Genomic DNA, 15878 nt, shown 5'->3' with positions numbered 1-15878 from the left:
TGCGCGTGCGTGCCGGTGGCTAACCGTCTGCGCCGACGCTTCGGCGGTACCGAGCTGGCCAACCGGCCCGACCACGCACTGGTCGGCGTCGTCCGCATCCCCGAACTCCAGCAGAGCCCGAGCCGGGCGATCGGTCGGCGCGTCTTCTGGGCGACCCTGGCGCTGCTGTTCACCTCGGTCGTGGTCTGGCTGGATCGCGCCGGCTATCGCGATGCCCAGGACAACGAGCTGTCGTACCTGGACGCGCTCTACTACTCCGCGGTGACCCTCTCCACGACCGGCTACGGCGACATCACACCGATCACCCCGTTCGCCCGTTTCATCAACCTCGTCATCATCACGCCGTTGCGCGTGCTGTTCCTGATCGTGCTGATCGGTACCACCCTCGAGGTGCTCACCGAACGGTCGCGCCAGGCGCTCAAGATCCAGCGTTGGAGGAATACCGTGCGCAATCACACCGTGGTCATCGGCTACGGCACCAAGGGCCGCACCGCGGTGGACGCCATGCGGGGCGACGGCATCAAGCCCTCCGAGATCGTCGTCGTCGACGCGGACGCCACCGTGCTCGAGGCGGCCGCCTCCGACGGGCTGGTCACCGTGCGCGGCGACGCCACCAAGTCGGATGTGCTCCGCCTCGCCGGTGTCGCGCACGCCGCCAGCATCGTCGTCGCCACCAGCCGCGACGACACCGCGGTCCTCGCCACGCTCACCGCCCGCGAACTCAATCCGCGGGCGAAGATCGTCGCGTCGATCCGGGAGTCGGAGAACACCCACCTGATGCGCCAGTCCGGCGCCAACTCGGTGGTGGTGTCGTCGGAGACCGCCGGCCGCCTCCTCGGGATCGCGACGATGACCCCGTCGGTGGTCGAGGTGATCGAGGACCTCCTGACCCCGGATGCCGGCTACGCCATCGCCGAGCGCGAGGTCGACCCGACCGAGACCGGCGGATCGCCCGCCCACACCCGCGACATCGTCCTGGGTGTTGTGCGGAACGGTGTGCTGCACCGCGTCGACGACAGCGAGGTCGAACAGATCGAAGTCGGTGACCGGCTGCTGTACGTCCGCACCAACCCCAACGACGACTGATCGTTCCGTCATCGAGAAAGGCCGTGTCACCGTGCATTTCGACATGCCCCAGCCGCCGCTGCTGTCGCGGGCGGTGTTCGACCGGGCGGACGCGATCCGCGACGACGCCGAGCGGATGGCCGCCGGCTGGCCGACGGCCAAGGTGCTGTTGATCGACGCGGCCGGCCGCTACCCGGTCACCGATTCCGGTGCGCTGCACTGGGTTGCGGCTCCGACCGTGGCCGAGGCGCCGCCGGGGGATGCGGTGATCCTCGGCTTCGACGGGTCGGGCGGCGCCGGTGGAGCCGACCTGTGGACGCGCCGGGTGGACCACATCGACGGACCGACCGATGACGCCCGACGCGGTGCGACGCGACTGTCCGCCGACGAGGCGGGGCTCCTCGCGACCGCCCTGGGAATCCTGAACTGGCATGCGACCGCGAGTCATTCACCGGTCGACGGTTCCGTCACCCGGCCGGCCCGCGGTGGTTGGGTCCGGCGCAGTGTGGATTCCGGCCGCGACGAGTTCCCGCGGACCGACCCGGCGATCATCACCGTCGTCCACGACGGCGCCGATCGCATCCTGCTCGGCCGCCAGTCGGTGTGGCCGCAGGGTTGGTATTCGACGCTGGCCGGCTTCGTCGAGCCGGGGGAGTCGCTCGAACAGTGCGTCCTGCGCGAGGTGTACGAAGAGGTCGGGATCGGGGTGCGGGAACCGCGCTACCTCGGCAGTCAGCCGTGGCCGTTCCCGCGGTCGCTGATGCTGGGATTCGCCGCACTCGGCGACCCGGCCGACGAGTTGGCGTTCCTCGACGGCGAGATCGGCGATGCGCAGTGGTTCCACCGCGACGAGGTCCGGGCGGCGCTGGCTCGGGGCGACGGCTGGTCCCGCGCCGAGGCGCCGGGTTCCGACGACGCCGACCGTCTGCGCCTCCCCGGATCGATCTCCATCGCTCGTTCGATGATCGAGGCCTGGGCGGCCGGATAGACCGGCCGCCGTCGCGCTGGACTCATCGCCGGCCGACCGGACTCAGACGCCCAGCTTCGCCTTCACGTCGGCGATCGACGGGTTGGTGGCGGTGGTGCCGTCGGCATAGAGGACAGTCGGGACGACATGGTTGCCGCCGTTCACGCTGCCCACGAATTCGGCGGCGTCCGGGTTCAGCTCGATGTCGATCTCCTGCCAGCTGATACCGCTGCTCTTGAGGCCGCGCTTGAGGCGCGCGCAGAAGCCGCACCACGACGTGGTGTACATGGTCAGCTCACCGGAGTCGGAGGTGCGGGCGCCGGCCTCGTCGTCGATCACGTTGCTCATGGGTCCCATAACACCATGTCCGGGCCTGCTGTTCCCGTCCGCGTTGTTCGCCTGCCGGCGGCGTCGGTGGTTGGTGACATAGTGGACGCCGTGCCTCACCCGACTTCTGCCGCGAAACCCGAGTCCCCGCGTCGTGCCGCGGTGTCGGCGAGTGGCGGCGCGGTCGAGGGACTCGACCCCGAGCAGAGCGCCGCAGTCCTGGCGCCGCGCGGACCGGTGTGCGTGCTGGCCGGGGCGGGCACGGGCAAGACCCGGACCATCACCAGGCGCATCGCCCACCTCGTCGACACCGGCCAGGTCAATCCCGGCCAGGTCCTGGCGGTCACCTTCACCGCCCGCGCCGCCGGCGAGATGCGCACCCGCCTGCGCAGTCTCGGTGTCGGCGGTACGGGGGGCAGCGTCGCGGCCCAGACCTTTCACGCGGCCGCCATGCGTCAGCTGCGGTACTTCTGGCCGCGTGCCTTCGGTGACGCCCGGTGGGAGCTCCTGGACAACAAGTTCCCGCTCATCTCGCGGGCGGCTCGCCGCTCCGGCCTCGACACCTCGACCGACACGCTGCGAGACCTGTCGTCGGAGATCGAGTGGGCCAAGGCCTCGCTGATCTCACCGGAGAACTACGTCGAGGCGGTCGGCCGGCTCGGCCGCGAGTCCCCGGCACCGCCGCCGAAGGTCGCGGCCGTGTACGGGCACTACGAGGACGCCAAGGTCTCGCCCGACGGGGACCGGTTGCTCGATTTCGACGACATGCTCATCTACATGACCCAGATCCTCACCGTCGAACCGGGCGCCGCGGACGAATTCCGTTCGCGGTACCGGTGTTTCGTCGTCGACGAGTACCAGGACGTGACGCCGGTGCAGCAGGGTCTGCTGGACGCCTGGCTCGGGGAACGCGACGACCTGACGGTCGTCGGTGACGCCAACCAGACGATCTACACGTTCACCGGTGCCTCGCCGAACCATCTCTTGGATTTCAGTCGCCGGTTCCCGGAGGCCACGGTCGTCCGTCTCGAGCGCGACTACCGGTCCACCCCGCAGGTCGTCGATCTGGCGAACCGCGTCATCGGCGCCGCCCGGGGGCGCATCGCAGGAACCCGCCTGCAGCTCATCGGACAGCGCCCGCCCGGGCCGGCGCCGCAGTTCGCCGAGTACGACGACGAGCCCGCCGCCGCGACGGCGATCGCCATCGAGATCAAACACCTCATCAGATCGGGGGTCGCGCCCGCCGAGATCGCGATCCTGTACCGCGTCAACGCACAGTCCGAGAACTACGAGCAGGCCCTGACCGAGGTGGGCGTCCCGTACCAGGTGCGCGGCGGCGAGGCGTTCTTCGCGCGCACCGAGGTCCGGCAGGCCATGCGGCAGCTCGCGACGGTCGCTGGCCGCGAGGTCAGACCCGACGTGGAGCTCCTCGACGTCGTGCGCGCGGTGCTGGGCGAGCTGGGTCTCAGCGAGGAGCAGCCGTCCGGTGCGCAGGCGCGCAGCCGGTGGGAATCACTGAAAGCGCTGGTCCAGCTGACCGAGGACATGGTCGCCGAGAACCCGGAACTGACGCTGCCGCAACTGTCGGCCGAACTCGCCGCCCGCGCCGAGGCGCGCCATCCCCCGACGGTGCAGGGCGTGACGTTGTCGTCGCTGCACGCGGCCAAGGGACTCGAGTGGGATGCGGTGTTCCTCGTCGGACTCACCGACGGGTCGCTGCCCATCAGCCAGGCGATCAAGGGGTCCTGGGAAGAGGTCGAGGAAGAGCGGCGACTGTTCTATGTCGGAGTGACGCGTGCCCGCGAGCACCTGCACCTGTCGTGGGCCCTGGCCCGCAACGAGGGCGGCCGTGCCCGGCGTCGCTCGCGGTTCCTCGCCGACCTCGTGCCCGACGACTCGCCCGCGTCGCCGATCGCGAAGGAGCGCGCGCCCCGCCGCGGACCGACCTGCCGGGTCTGCGGTTCCCGGTTGATGGATTCGACCGCGACGCTGCTCGGTCGCTGCGCCGGGTGCCCGTCGGATCTGGACGAAGGACTGCTGGTCTCGCTCAAGGAGTGGCGTCGCGAGCGGGCCCACGAGAAAAAGGTGCCGGCCTTCGTCGTCTTCTCCGACAAGACCCTCACCGCGATCGCCGAGCAACGACCGACCGATACCGCTGCGCTGGTGGCGATCTCGGGAATCGGGGCGAAGAAGGTCGACGAGTACGGCGCCGAGATCATCGAACTCGTCGAAACCGCAGGTCAAAAATAGGTTGTGCGGGTTTCGGCCCAGCGTCTACTCTGAGTCCCGTCAGTACGGGGATGGGTTGTGTGCGTCCGTCACACCGGCCCGCCACAGTCACCGACGACCGACACGAACGCGGAAAGCCACGAGACCAGAAGGGAGTGGATCAGTGAACGGAATCACCGTGAGCCAGGCCGGCATCTGCCAGTCTGCGGCGAACCTGAGAGCAGCCGACACGTATGCGCCGAAATTGCATGCGCTGAAGCCGAATCAGCCCGCCATCGCGCGTACCGGTCGCACCCGCTCCTGGATGCCGGTCGCCCGAGCGTGCACGAGCTTTGCACGCCCGGTCGCCGTCCCGGCGGCGGCCCTGCACCTGGCAGCCGAAGCGCGCGTCGCGCGAATCGCACCGCCCGCAGCAGCAGTAGCACCCGCGCCGCGTCGGTTCCCCGTTCTGTTCCGAAGTTCCCGGAGTTAGATCTCCGAGACATTCCGGGCCACGGGCGAATCGCAGAGGCGACACCCGTGGCCCTCTTTTTTCTGTCACCGAATCTCCACCCCGATCCAGGGGTCTCGGACACAGAGCCACATCGAGGACTCGGGTTCAACACCCCAAACGAGCAGATGTGGAGAAACCAATGACTGTCGAATGCGTCCTCGAGTCCTGTATGTCGGCGGACCGCGCAGCGACCGCCCGGCTCGACCTGCCCTGCCAGATCGCCGACGCAGATCTGTGGTTCGCCGAAGACCCCCGTGACCTCGAGCGTGCCAAGGCCATGTGCGCCGAATGCCCGTTGCGGGCCCAGTGCCTGCAGGCCGCACTCGATCGATCCGAGCCCTGGGGGGTCTGGGGAGGCGAGATCTTCGAGCGCGGAGCCGTCATCGCACGCAAGCGTCCCCGCGGTCGCCCGCGTAAGAACGTTGCATGACAACAAAACCGACGCCGCGAGCAGAAATGCTCGCGGCGTCGGTGTCGTGTCTGCGAGGTGGTGTCAGTCGCCCAGGCCGGGGACCCACTCCTCCATGATGGCCCGGTACGGGGCATGCGCCTCGAGCTGCGAGGCGATGCCGACGCAGCCCCCGAGTACGCGGAAGACCATCACGAAACGCTTGGGCACGTTCAGGTTTCGTGACGTCTTGTACACCTCGCCGCGAACATCGGTGGCCTTGCCCGCGGCCCGCTGCATCCACTTCCGGGTGAAGTGGAACGACTCGCTGTAGAGCGGATCGACGTAGGGACGCAGGTAGGCCTCGAGGTCGGCACTCGTCACCTTGTTCGCGTGGGACGGGCGGATGAACTCGGCGGAGATCATGAGTTCTTTGAGTTCGTCGTACTTCTTGTCCCGCGCCAGACGGAGAATCGGTCCGGTCTCGGGCGGGAGGCCTTCCGGATAGTGGCCGACCGCACCGAAGTCGAGTACGCCGAACCGCCCGTCGGTGGCCCGGAAGAAGTTGCCCGGATGCGGATCGCCGTGGAGGAGTCCGACCCGGTACGGCGAGCCGACCTCGAATTCGGCCATCTTCGCGGCGGCGTCGTCGCGGGTCTGCTGGTCCCCGGTGGTGATGATCTTCGACAGCGGGACGCCGTCGACCCACTCCGAGACGACGACCTTGGGTGCACTCGCGACGACCTTGGGGATGAGGAAGTCGGGATGGCCGTCGTAGGCCTTGGCGAAGGCGCGCTGATTGTCGGCCTCGCCGAGGTAATCGAGCTCGGCCTCGGTCCGGTCGATGAGTTCGTCCATCATCGCCTTGACGTCGGTGCCGGGGGACAGGCGCTGCAGGAGTCCGGACATGCGGGACAGGGTCTTCAGATCGGCCTTCAGTGCGTGGTCGGCCCCGGGGTACTGGACCTTGACCGCGACCTCACGGCCGTCCGACCAAATTCCTTTGTGTACTTGTCCGATCGACGCCGATGCCGCGGGCTCGTCGGAGAATTCCCGGAAACGCTCGCGCCACCGGGTGCCGAGCTGCTGGTCGAGCACCTTGTGGACCTTCGCGGCCGGCATGGGCGGGGCGTCGGCCTGCAACTTGGTGAGCGCTTCGCGGAACGGCTCGCCGAACTCGTCGGGGATCGCGGCTTCCATGATCGAGAGCGCCTGCCCGACCTTCATGGCGCCGCCCTTGAGTTCGCCGAGAACGGCGAACAGTTGTTCGGCGGACTTCTCCAGGAGCTCCTGGTTGACCTCGTCCTTGTCCCTTCCGACCATGCGCTTGCCGAAACCGGCAGCAGCCCGCCCGGCCATACCGATCGGAAGAGAGGCCAGTTTCGCGTTGCGGCGACCCTGTCCTTTGGTGATGTCGGTCATAGCATCCTTTCCGCGTCACACAATAGACGACCTGGCTTGCTGATCCGGTGCGGGACGACAATCGCAGGCCGGGTGCGGCGACCATTGTCTGATGTCCAGCCGCGTCGGGTCATCTCGGAATTCCAACACATGGTCGAGCAGCTGCGGATCGGGTCGTGGCTCCACATGCGGCCGGTCGCGTACGGCCTCCACCAATTGCTCGATCTGCGAGTGGGCCATCGCGGCGGTCATCGCCACCACGGCCGGGCTCGCCTGACCCGACGTCCGGATCAGCTGGACGGCCAGGGCCGGCCAGTCCGGGTCCGCGTCGGACCGGTGACGGTCCGCGCACATGAGGCAACTCGACAGTCCGGGGAGCACCAGCGGGCCGACGATGCCCACCCCGTCGCGGACCCGGACCAGCAGATGGGGTATCCGGGCCCGGGTCAGTGCGAACACCACCCGCGGATCGTGGACGACGAAGTCGGTCAGGATCACCAGGTCGGTGTCGACGGCATCGAGCGTCCCGTCGGGTAGCCGCCGCATCGTCCGTCGAGCTGACAAACCCATGCTGCGCAACGAATTCGACAGCTGTTCGCTGATCGGCCCCTGGCCATGGATCAGGATGTGGAACTCCGCGGCCGTGGGCGGGCGGTCGACAACCGCTCGGCCGGCCGACACCAGACTGCTCAGGACCAGATCGAGGTCGTCGTCGTGGAGGCCGGCCCGTCGGGCGCGGCGAGCGAAGGTGTCCGCCGTGCACGGATCCTCCAACGATCGAAGCAGCCCGGCGACGGAATACGCCGACACCGAGGCGTCGAAGTCGAGGAGCAGGCTGTCGGCCGGATCGATGCCCACGCGGACCGAGTTGCCCGGCTGGACGATGACGGGCGTCCCCGGGAGCAGCCGCGGGACCGCGGGCGGAACAGCGCAGGGGGACACCGAGATGGCGCTGGAACTCGTCCGGGCTGGCGACATGCGGCAACTCTGCCAGCCGAACGCCGTCGCGGGCGCTCGGCGAGCAGGTTATCCACAGCATGGCGTGTTCCACCGGTGGTGTGGATTCCTACGATCCGCCTCGTGCCGATTCGCCGCCGTCATCGTTACGGGACTCGTCGGTGGCGTCGCGCGCCTTCTCCTCGGCGATGGTCTTCTCGAGCTGGGCGATCGGGTCGTCGAGGTCGTCGCCGCCCAGGAGCCGGTCGATGAAACCCGCAGGGTTGTCGAGGTCGTCGGCATCCGGCAGCAGATCAGGGTGTGCCCACACGCCGTCCCTGGTCGCGACGTCGGTGGCCTCCAGCGCGCGGCGCCACAGCTCCGACGCCTCGCGGACCTTGCGGGGCCGAAGCTCGAGACCGACGAGGGTTGCGAATGTCTGCTCGGCCGGCCCGCCCGACGCGCGCCGACGTCGCATGGTCTCGGTGAGTGCCCCGGTACTCGGGATCCGGTCGCCGAGCGCTCGGGTCACGACCTGCTCCACCCAGCCCTCGATCAGGGCGAGGAGGGTCTCGAGACGGCCGAGGGCCGCTTTCTGCTCAGGTGTCGTGGTCGGCTCGAACGACGTCGATGAACTGATGATCTCCTCGAGTTTCGAAGGGTCGGAGAGCAATTGGGTCGGGTCGATCCCGGCGGTGGCGTCGGTGATACCGCTGAAATCGATACTGATGCCGCGGGCGTATTCCTCGACGGTGGTCAGCAACCGCTGACGCAGCCAGCCGACGTGGGTGAACAGGCGCACATGGGCGGCCTCGCGCGCGGCGAGGAAGACGATGATCTCCTGCGCCGGCTGCTCCAGACCCTCGGCGAACTTGGCGATCGCCTCGGGGAGCAGGACGGCGATCCCCTCGGGCGCCAGCGGCAGCCCGACGTCGGTCGACGTCAGCACCTCCTTGGCGAGCTGACCGAGCCCCTGGCCGAGCTGGGTGCCGAACGCCATGCCGCTCATCTGGGTCAGCATCCCGATCATCGGGCCGGCGAACTGGGCCGCCTCGGCGGGGAGGTTGTCCTGCCAGGTTCGGGCCAGCTGCTCGGCGACCGGGTCGCACAAACCCTTCCACGTGTCCATCGACTCCTCGAGCCATTGGACCGGTGTCCACGCCACCGTCTGGGTGACGCCGCTGGGGAAATTCGTCGCGTCGTCGAGCCAGACGTCGGCGAGCCGGACCGCGTCGGCCGAGGCCGAGATCTCCTTCTCGAGGATCGGGGTGAACGAACCGATCTGCTGCCGGGCGAGATTGGTCGCGACCGAGTAGTTCACCGGACCGTTTCCGCCGCCCGCCATGCCCGCGCCCATACCGCTGAACATGTTGCCCAGTTGCGAGAACATCTGGCCGATCATGTTGGGATCGAACTTCGAGGGGTCGAAGTCGCCGCCGGGACCGCCGCCGAACCCCTGCCCGCCCCCGAATCCGAACGGGTTGGCCCCGCCGAACGGGTTGCCACCGGGATTGTCGCCCGGCTTGTTCTTGTCACCGCTGTTCTTGTCGCGGTCGTCATCGCCGTCACCGGACGACGAGAAGCCGAAGGGCAGATCACTCATGGGTTCCACCGTACCGCCCGGTGAGGCCCGCAAACGGCGACGACTGTTCGCCCTGCGCGTAGCCGGCTCATGGTCGCCGGCGCAGCCGGCTCGTGGTCGCTGCGGGGCACTATCGTGTGCGGAATGAGTTCGAGCCCCCGATTCCGGAGAATCGCCGCGGCCGCGGTCTCCACCGTGGTCCTGCTGGCGTTGCTGGTGCTCGGCACGCAGGTGCAGGTGCCCTACGCCGCGCTCGGGCCCGGACCCACGCTCAACACCCTCGGTACGACGAAGGTGGAGGACGACGGGGCGGTGGTGGAGCGCAAGGTCGTGCAGATCGACGGTGCGCCGACCGATCCGACGACCGGCCACCTCAACCTCACCACCGTCTCGGTGCGGGACGGGATCTCGCTGTTCGACGCCCTGGGCATGTGGGTGTCGGGCACCTACTCGCTGACGCCGCGCGACCAGGTCTATCCGCCCGACCGCACCACCGAGCAGGTTCAGGAGGAGAACGCGCAGCAGATGACGGGGTCAGAGGAGAACGCGACGGTCGCCGCGCTCCGTTACCTCGATCGTCCCACCGCGTTGCGCATCGCGAGCGTCGCACCCGACGGGCCCGCGGTCGACGTGCTGCGCGCCGGCGACGAGGTCGTGGCGGCCGGCGGCGTGCCGGTGGAAACGGGTGAACAGCTGCGGAAGGTCGTCGGCGACAATCCGCCGGGGACCGTCCTGCCCATCGAGATCGTCCGCGCCGGTGCCCGGCAAACCGTGTCGGTGACCCTCGGCACGCATCCGGCCGACTCCGAGGCCGGGTATCTGGGCGTCGTTCCGGAGGTGGTCGATGCCGATCCGCGCCTCGAGGTCACCTACAACGTGGGGGACATCGGGGGACCGTCGGCGGGGATGATGCTGGCACTCGCGGTCATCGACCAGCTGAGTCCCGGCGAGCTGACCTCCGGCAAGTTCATCGCGGGCACCGGCACGATCACCGATGAGGGGGTTGTCGGTCCCATCGGCGGGATCACGCACAAGACCCGGGCCGCCCGCGACGCCGGCGCGACGGTCTTCCTGGTCCCGGCCCGCAACTGTGCCGAGGCGGTCTCGGAGCGACCGGACGGATTGAAGCTGGTGAAGGTCGACACTCTCGAGGGCGCTGTCGACGCGCTGAACGCGGTCGGCGCGGGCCGTCCGGCGCCGAGCTGCTGAGGCTTGCCAGGACTGCCGCGTCAGCCCCGGTCGGACGACTCCGGTAGATCGGGAGCGAAGGTGTCGCGCAGCGCGGCCCGCAGTTCGAGTGCCAGTTGCGGGTGGGTCAGCAGTTCGGGTTCCCCGTCGGGTTCGGGTCGAAGACGCATCAGCGCGAGATCGGCGCCGGTGCGCAGCACCCCGACCACCAGCCGCGCAACCTCCTCGCCCGGATGGTGATCGCCGGTGTCGGTGACCTCGAAGCGGGGCGTCCGGTCGTCGTCGTCTTCGGGATCGGCGATGACGATCTCCATACTCACCGCCGCCCCGGCGACCTCCTCTGGCCAGACCGCCGAGGCGAGGAACTCGTCGAGGTCGTCGACGTCTTCCTCCACCGGGGTGAACACCGAACCGTCGTCGGCGATCACCTCGGGAAGCTGTGCGTGGAGGAGGGCGGTCGGCGCCAGCGCGAACACGGACGGTGACTGACCCCAGCCACGGGAGTCGAGGTGTTCCATGATCTCGTTCAACGCGCTGCCGAGATCGTCGGTGGAGAAGGCGCGTGGGGTCGTCGGGAGGTCGGGCACGTGCTCATCCTGCCCCGGATCGCGGTGCGACCGCGAGTCTGCGACGCCGCCAGGGAACCGCTGAGGTGTGGCGATCGTTGAGCGGGCGCCCCGAGTGAGTTGGTCACCCGGGTGGTGCCAGTACAGTGGGCACCACGCCCAGCAGGCACGTGTGCGCGGGTGGTGTCCGGATTGAGAGCTTTGGAGAGTGGGTCTGGTGGGCGTCCGAGGGCCGGCGGGAATGCCGACACTGTCACGCAGGAGCAAGATCATCATCGGGCTCGGCGTGGCCGTCCTGGTGCTGTTGCTCGTCGGGCCACGCCTGATCGGTCTCGCGACCGACTGGCTCTGGTTCTCCGACGTCGGGTATTCGAGCGTCTTCACCAAGGTGATCTGGACGCGCGTGATCCTCTTCCTGATCACGACGATCGTCGTCGGACTCATCATCTTCGGGGCGGTCTCCCTGGCGTACCGCAGTCGCCCGGTGTTCGTACCGACCGCGGGCCCGAACGATCCGCTCGCCCGGTACCGCACGGCCATCATGGGCAAGGTCCGCTGGTTCGCCATCGTCCCGGCGGTGATCATCGGCGCCCTGGCCGGCCTGGTCGCGCAAGGGTCCTGGGCGACCGTCCAGATGTTCCTGCATGGTCAGTCGTTCGGTCGGACAGACCCTCAGTTCAATCTCGACATCGGGTTCTATGCCTTCGACCTGCCGTTCTTCCGCTTCGTGCTCAACCTGCTGTTCGTCGTGGTCGTGGTGGCGTTCCTGGCGAACCTGGTCACGCACTACCTGTTCGGAGGTATCCGCCTGGGGCAAGGCGGTGGTTCGGTCACGACCGCGGCACGCATTCAGCTCGCGGTGCTGGCGGGCACCTTCCTGCTGCTGAAAGCGGCCGCTTATTGGCTCGACCGGTACACTCTGCTGTCCAGTCAGCGGAAGGCCGAGATCTTCCCGGGGGCGAGTTACACGGACATCAACGCGGTGCTGCCGTCGAAGCTCATCCTGATGGCGATCGCGATCATCTGTGCGGTGGCGTTCTTCGCCGGGATCGTGCTCCGCGACCTGCGGGTGCCGGCACTGGCCACCGTCTTGATGTTGTTCTCCGCGTTGCTCATCGGGGTCGGCTGGCCGCTGACGATGGAGCAGTTCTCGGTCAAGCCGAATGCCGCGCAGAAGGAAGCCGAGTACATAGAACGCGCGATCACCTCGACCCGCGAGGCGTACGGCATCGGGCCGGACAAGGTCATCACCCAGCCGGGCTGGACCGCCGGGCCGGCAAACCCGGCGCTGGTGAACAGCGATGAACCGACGCTGTCGAACGTCCGGATCCTGGACCCGAATGTGGTGTCCCCGACGTTCATCCAGCAGCAGCAGCGGCAGAACTTCTACGGATTCCCGACGCAGCTGGCGGTCGACCGCTATCGCATCGACGGCGAGCTCCGTGATTTCGTGGTGTCGGTGCGCGAGCTCGATCCGAGTCGCTATCTCGAAAACCAGCAGAACTGGCTGAACAAGCACCTGGTGTACACCCACGGAGACGGGTTCGTCGCCGCCCCGGCCAACCGGGTGAAGGAGTCGACGGACGTCAACAACGTCGACGGTGGCGGCGATCCGTTCTACTACGTCAGCGACACCTCGAACTACCAGACCGAGGAGTACAAGCGGGACGCCCCGATCAAGGTGTCACAGCCGCGGATCTACTTCGGCGAGCTGCTCGCGAAGATCGACCCGGATTACGCGATCGTCGGTTCCGACGACGGGCAGGCTCGGGAACACGACATCGGGGACGACAAGTACACCTACCAGGGGCCGGCGGGAGTCTCGCTCGGCAACTGGTTCTCCCGAGTCCTCTATGCCGGCAAGTACGCCGAGCGGAACTTCCTGCTGTCGGGCGAGATCAACTCGGCATCGAAGATCATCTACAACCGCGATCCCCGGGACCGCGTCGAACAGGTCGCACCGTGGCTGACGGTCGATTCGAAGACGTACCCCGCGGTGATGGAGGACGGCTCGATCAAGTGGATCGTCGACGGTTACACCACCCTCGACGACTACCCGTACTCGCAGCCCACGTCGTTGCAGAGCGCGACCGCCGACGCCCAGGACCTCAACCCGGGGCAGACCGGCCGGACGCAGATCAACAAGACCGTGTCCTACGTGCGCAACTCGGTGAAGGCGACCGTCGATGCCTACACCGGCGAGGTCGAGCTGTATCAGTTCGACACCGATGACCCGGTGCTGAAGACGTGGATGGAGGTCTTCCCCGACACGGTCAAGTCCCGCGCCGACTTCGACGCGCAGACCTCCCTGCGGGATCACGTCCGCTACCCCGAGGACATCTTCAAGATCCAGCGGTCGCTGCTGACCCGCTACCACGTCGATTCGCCCCAGACGTTCTTCCAGGCGAGCGACTTCTGGTCGGTGCCCTCCGATCCGACGGACCCGGACGCCGAGCAGCGCGGGCTGGACCAGCCCCCGTACTACTTCGTGGCCTCGGACCCGGAGAGCGGTGAGCCGACGTTCCAGCTGACCTCGGTGCTGACGCGACTCAACCGACCGATCCTGGGCGCCTATGTGACCGTGTCGTCGAATCCCGAGAACTACGGTCAGATGACGGTCAAGCAGTTGCCCAGCAACTCCCAACGGTCCGGTCCGCAGCAGGCGTTCAACCCGATGCGCACCGACCGAACGGTGGCGGAATCACTGAAGTCGCTCGAGAACACGGCGACGGTGACCTTCGGTAATCTCCTCACGCTTCCGGTGGGTGACAACGGCATCCTGTACGTCGTCCCGTTGTACGCACAGGCCCAGGGCGAAGAGGCCTTCCCCCGTCTGTTCCGTGTGATCACGAGGTTCGAATCGGCAGACCGGGTATCCGGGATCGGTTATGCACCCACGACCCGCGAGGCTCTGCGGCAGGTCGGCATCACGCCCGCTGCCGGAGTGGTCCCCGGCGATCAGCAGGCACCGCCCGCGCCGGACCAGGCCGGAACGCCGGCACCGGCCACGCCGGCACCGAATCAACCTCCGCAGCAAGGTGATTCGCCGGAGCGGGACGACGCGGCAAACGCCATCAGTGACGCGATCACGGCGCTACGCCAGGCTCAGCAGAGTGGCGACTTCGCAGCGTACGGCGAGGCACTCGACCAGCTGAGTCAGGCGGTTGCCCGCTACGAGTCGCTGGCGGCTCCCAACTAGTCGAACGACGACCCAGGCCGGGCGCTATCTGCGAGTCATACCGCTATCCGCGGTATTTCCGCAGGTAGCGCTCGGTTTCGTTGGGGGTGTTGTCGGGGAGCACCGGGCTGTGGTGGTGCCGGTGGCCCAGCGAGAAGAAGATCGACACCGCCGTCGTGAAAGCCGCGACCATCAGCAGGCCGCAGATGATCGCGGGGCCGACATTCCCGACCGCCATGTGGACCAGCCAGAGCGCGGCCATGGCGAATCCGGTCAGTGCCAAGACGAACCCGACGAAACTCATCGGATGGTTCCCGTGGCTCTCGTGGTGGAAGCGGTGGGTGTTCATGGTTCCTCCTCGGCGGGGCGTCTCGTGAGCCGAGTGTACGCCTGATGTGACTGGCATCACATTTCACAGCGGCGACGGGCGGGCTGTCCGGGTCGTCACGTCACCTGCCGTTATCGAGGTGCGAGTGACCGCCGTCACTGACGTTTTCCCAGGTCGGATGGGGTTGAAGTACCGATTTGCATCGCTGACAAACCGGTGTGTAACGTTGTGTTCACCAACGCGGGGTGGAGCAGCTCGGTAGCTCGCTGGGCTCATAACCCAGAGGTCGCAGGTTCAAATCCTGTCCCCGCTACCAACACCAAGAACCCCCGCCCGGGACACCCGGGCGGGGGTTCTTGCTATGTGCGGTCCTGTCTGAGGCGGGACAAGCCCGACGATTCGAGAACCCAACCGGGCAGGCCCGGATGCGGCCGCATCGGCGGGCGGATCATCCGCTCTGGTCGGTCCCCGTGGCACCGTCGCCGCCGGCTTGCCGACCGAACAGGCTGCGAAGTCTGCACTCCCAGGTCGTCGCATCGAGCGTCGTACCCACTCTGACCAGGCGATTTGACGGCGGGTGCGGCGGTGCGTAACTTATGTCGAGTCAGCGAGCCACGGCGCCGCCCCGGAAGGGCCTGAGAGGGTCTGATGGTGGGGAGTGGAGACCGGGTTTCTTGGCTGGCCGCCCCTGAATGTTTTGGCTTGAGTCGTTGTGGCTTGGGTAGAGTGTTTGGGGTTGCTGGGTCTCTCAGTGGTTCGGAATTCTTCGGGGTTGCGGGCTGCGGGATGGGTCTGGTAGGCTGGAAGAGTTGCCCCGGAGACGGGGTGGCTGGCAAGGTTGAATGCGAAGTGTGCTGGTGAGAGCCCTGATTTGGGGTGGGTAGCTGGTGGGTGTGTGTTCTTTGAGAACTCGATAGTGTGATGATGAATTGTCTGATGCCAATTTAGCATCGTGCATCTTTGTGGATGTAGATGTTTGTTTGTTGTGTGACGTTCGGGCCCCGTCCTGGGTGTCACATTTTGCTAGGTTTATTTTGGTCAGGTTGTGCTTTCCTGATTGTGTTGAAACGCCGGCCTTTTTTGGGGTTGGTTTTGTTTCACTGTTTTTTCATGGAGAGTTTGATCCTGGCTCAGGACGAACGCTGGCGGCGTGCTTAACACATGCAAGTCGAACGGAAAGGCCCAGCTTGCTGGGTACTCGAGTGGCGAACGGGTGAGTAACACGTGGGT

Annotated in this window: 12 protein-coding genes, 1 tRNA gene and 1 rRNA gene; 8 read left to right on the top strand and 6 right to left on the bottom strand. The window is 67.3% G+C overall.

Annotated features, from left to right (window positions below):
• Positions 1 to 15 precede the first annotated feature (15 nt).
• Positions 16 to 1086: a TrkA family potassium uptake protein gene (locus JW364_RS09925; protein WP_058252009.1), complete on the top strand. Its 1071-nt coding sequence runs from the start codon at positions 16 to 18 to the stop codon at positions 1084 to 1086.
• Positions 1087 to 1129: 43 nt separating this feature from the next.
• Positions 1130 to 2053: an NAD(+) diphosphatase gene (nudC, locus tag JW364_RS09920; protein ID WP_240198905.1), complete on the top strand. Its 924-nt coding sequence runs from the start codon at positions 1130 to 1132 to the stop codon at positions 2051 to 2053.
• 42 nt (positions 2054 to 2095) lie between these two features.
• On the opposite strand, the gene JW364_RS09915 is transcribed toward nudC, so the two are convergent.
• Entirely contained in the window at positions 2096 to 2380 is a 285-nt protein-coding gene (locus tag JW364_RS09915; protein ID WP_058251890.1) for a mycoredoxin, read from the bottom strand.
• Between the two features lie 81 nt (positions 2381 to 2461).
• On the opposite strand from JW364_RS09915, the gene JW364_RS09910 reads away from it, so the two are divergent.
• Complete coding sequence (locus JW364_RS09910; protein WP_165629759.1) at positions 2462 to 4609, top strand: ATP-dependent helicase; 2148 nt, start codon at positions 2462 to 2464, stop codon at positions 4607 to 4609.
• A gap of 611 nt (positions 4610 to 5220) precedes the next feature.
• Complete coding sequence (locus JW364_RS09905) at positions 5221 to 5511, top strand: WhiB family transcriptional regulator (protein WP_068970011.1); 291 nt, start codon at positions 5221 to 5223, stop codon at positions 5509 to 5511.
• A gap of 63 nt (positions 5512 to 5574) precedes the next feature.
• On the opposite strand, the gene JW364_RS09900 is transcribed toward JW364_RS09905, so the two are convergent.
• The 3 genes from JW364_RS09900 to JW364_RS09890 form a co-directional block, all read right to left on the bottom strand.
• The gene (locus tag JW364_RS09900; RefSeq protein ID WP_068970010.1) at positions 5575 to 6891 is read right to left on the bottom strand and encodes an AarF/ABC1/UbiB kinase family protein; all 1317 of its coding nucleotides are present in this window, start codon (positions 6889 to 6891) and stop codon (positions 5575 to 5577) included.
• 15 nt (positions 6892 to 6906) lie between these two features.
• Positions 6907 to 7848, bottom strand: a complete 942-nt coding sequence (locus JW364_RS09895; protein WP_091344360.1) for a hypothetical protein — start codon at positions 7846 to 7848, stop codon at positions 6907 to 6909.
• Positions 7849 to 7936: 88 nt separating this feature from the next.
• Complete coding sequence (locus JW364_RS09890) at positions 7937 to 9409, bottom strand: zinc-dependent metalloprotease (protein WP_058251886.1); 1473 nt, start codon at positions 9407 to 9409, stop codon at positions 7937 to 7939.
• Positions 9410 to 9532: 123 nt separating this feature from the next.
• Here JW364_RS09890 and JW364_RS09885 point away from each other — a divergent pair, with 123 nt between their 5' ends.
• Positions 9533 to 10597, top strand: a complete 1065-nt coding sequence (locus tag JW364_RS09885; protein ID WP_205333205.1) for a PDZ domain-containing protein — start codon at positions 9533 to 9535, stop codon at positions 10595 to 10597.
• 20 nt (positions 10598 to 10617) lie between these two features.
• Here JW364_RS09885 and JW364_RS09880 read toward each other — a convergent pair whose 3' ends face one another.
• On the bottom strand, positions 10618 to 11163 hold the full coding sequence (locus tag JW364_RS09880) for a PPA1309 family protein (protein ID WP_065631883.1): 546 nt from the start codon (positions 11161 to 11163) through the stop codon (positions 10618 to 10620).
• 220 nt (positions 11164 to 11383) lie between these two features.
• On the opposite strand from JW364_RS09880, the gene JW364_RS09875 reads away from it, so the two are divergent.
• Positions 11384 to 14341: a UPF0182 family protein gene (locus JW364_RS09875; RefSeq protein ID WP_238994920.1), complete on the top strand. Its 2958-nt coding sequence runs from the start codon at positions 11384 to 11386 to the stop codon at positions 14339 to 14341.
• A gap of 43 nt (positions 14342 to 14384) precedes the next feature.
• Here the strand turns inward: JW364_RS09875 and JW364_RS09870 are convergent, their stop codons facing one another.
• A complete protein-coding gene (locus JW364_RS09870) occupies positions 14385 to 14669 on the bottom strand; it encodes a hypothetical protein (protein WP_058251883.1) in 285 nt (94 codons plus the stop codon).
• 218 nt (positions 14670 to 14887) lie between these two features.
• Between JW364_RS09870 and JW364_RS09865 the strand changes: the two genes are divergently transcribed.
• Positions 14888 to 14964, top strand: a tRNA-Met gene (locus tag JW364_RS09865).
• A gap of 791 nt (positions 14965 to 15755) precedes the next feature.
• A 16S ribosomal RNA gene (locus JW364_RS09860) occupies positions 15756 to 15878 on the top strand; the annotation flags it as partial.

Source organism: Gordonia sp. BP-119 (assembly GCF_016924115.1).
Classification (GTDB): domain Bacteria; phylum Actinomycetota; class Actinomycetes; order Mycobacteriales; family Mycobacteriaceae; genus Gordonia; species Gordonia hongkongensis.
The sequence above is the reverse complement of the archived record's forward strand: the minus strand, read 5'-3'. Positions and strand labels throughout refer to the sequence as shown.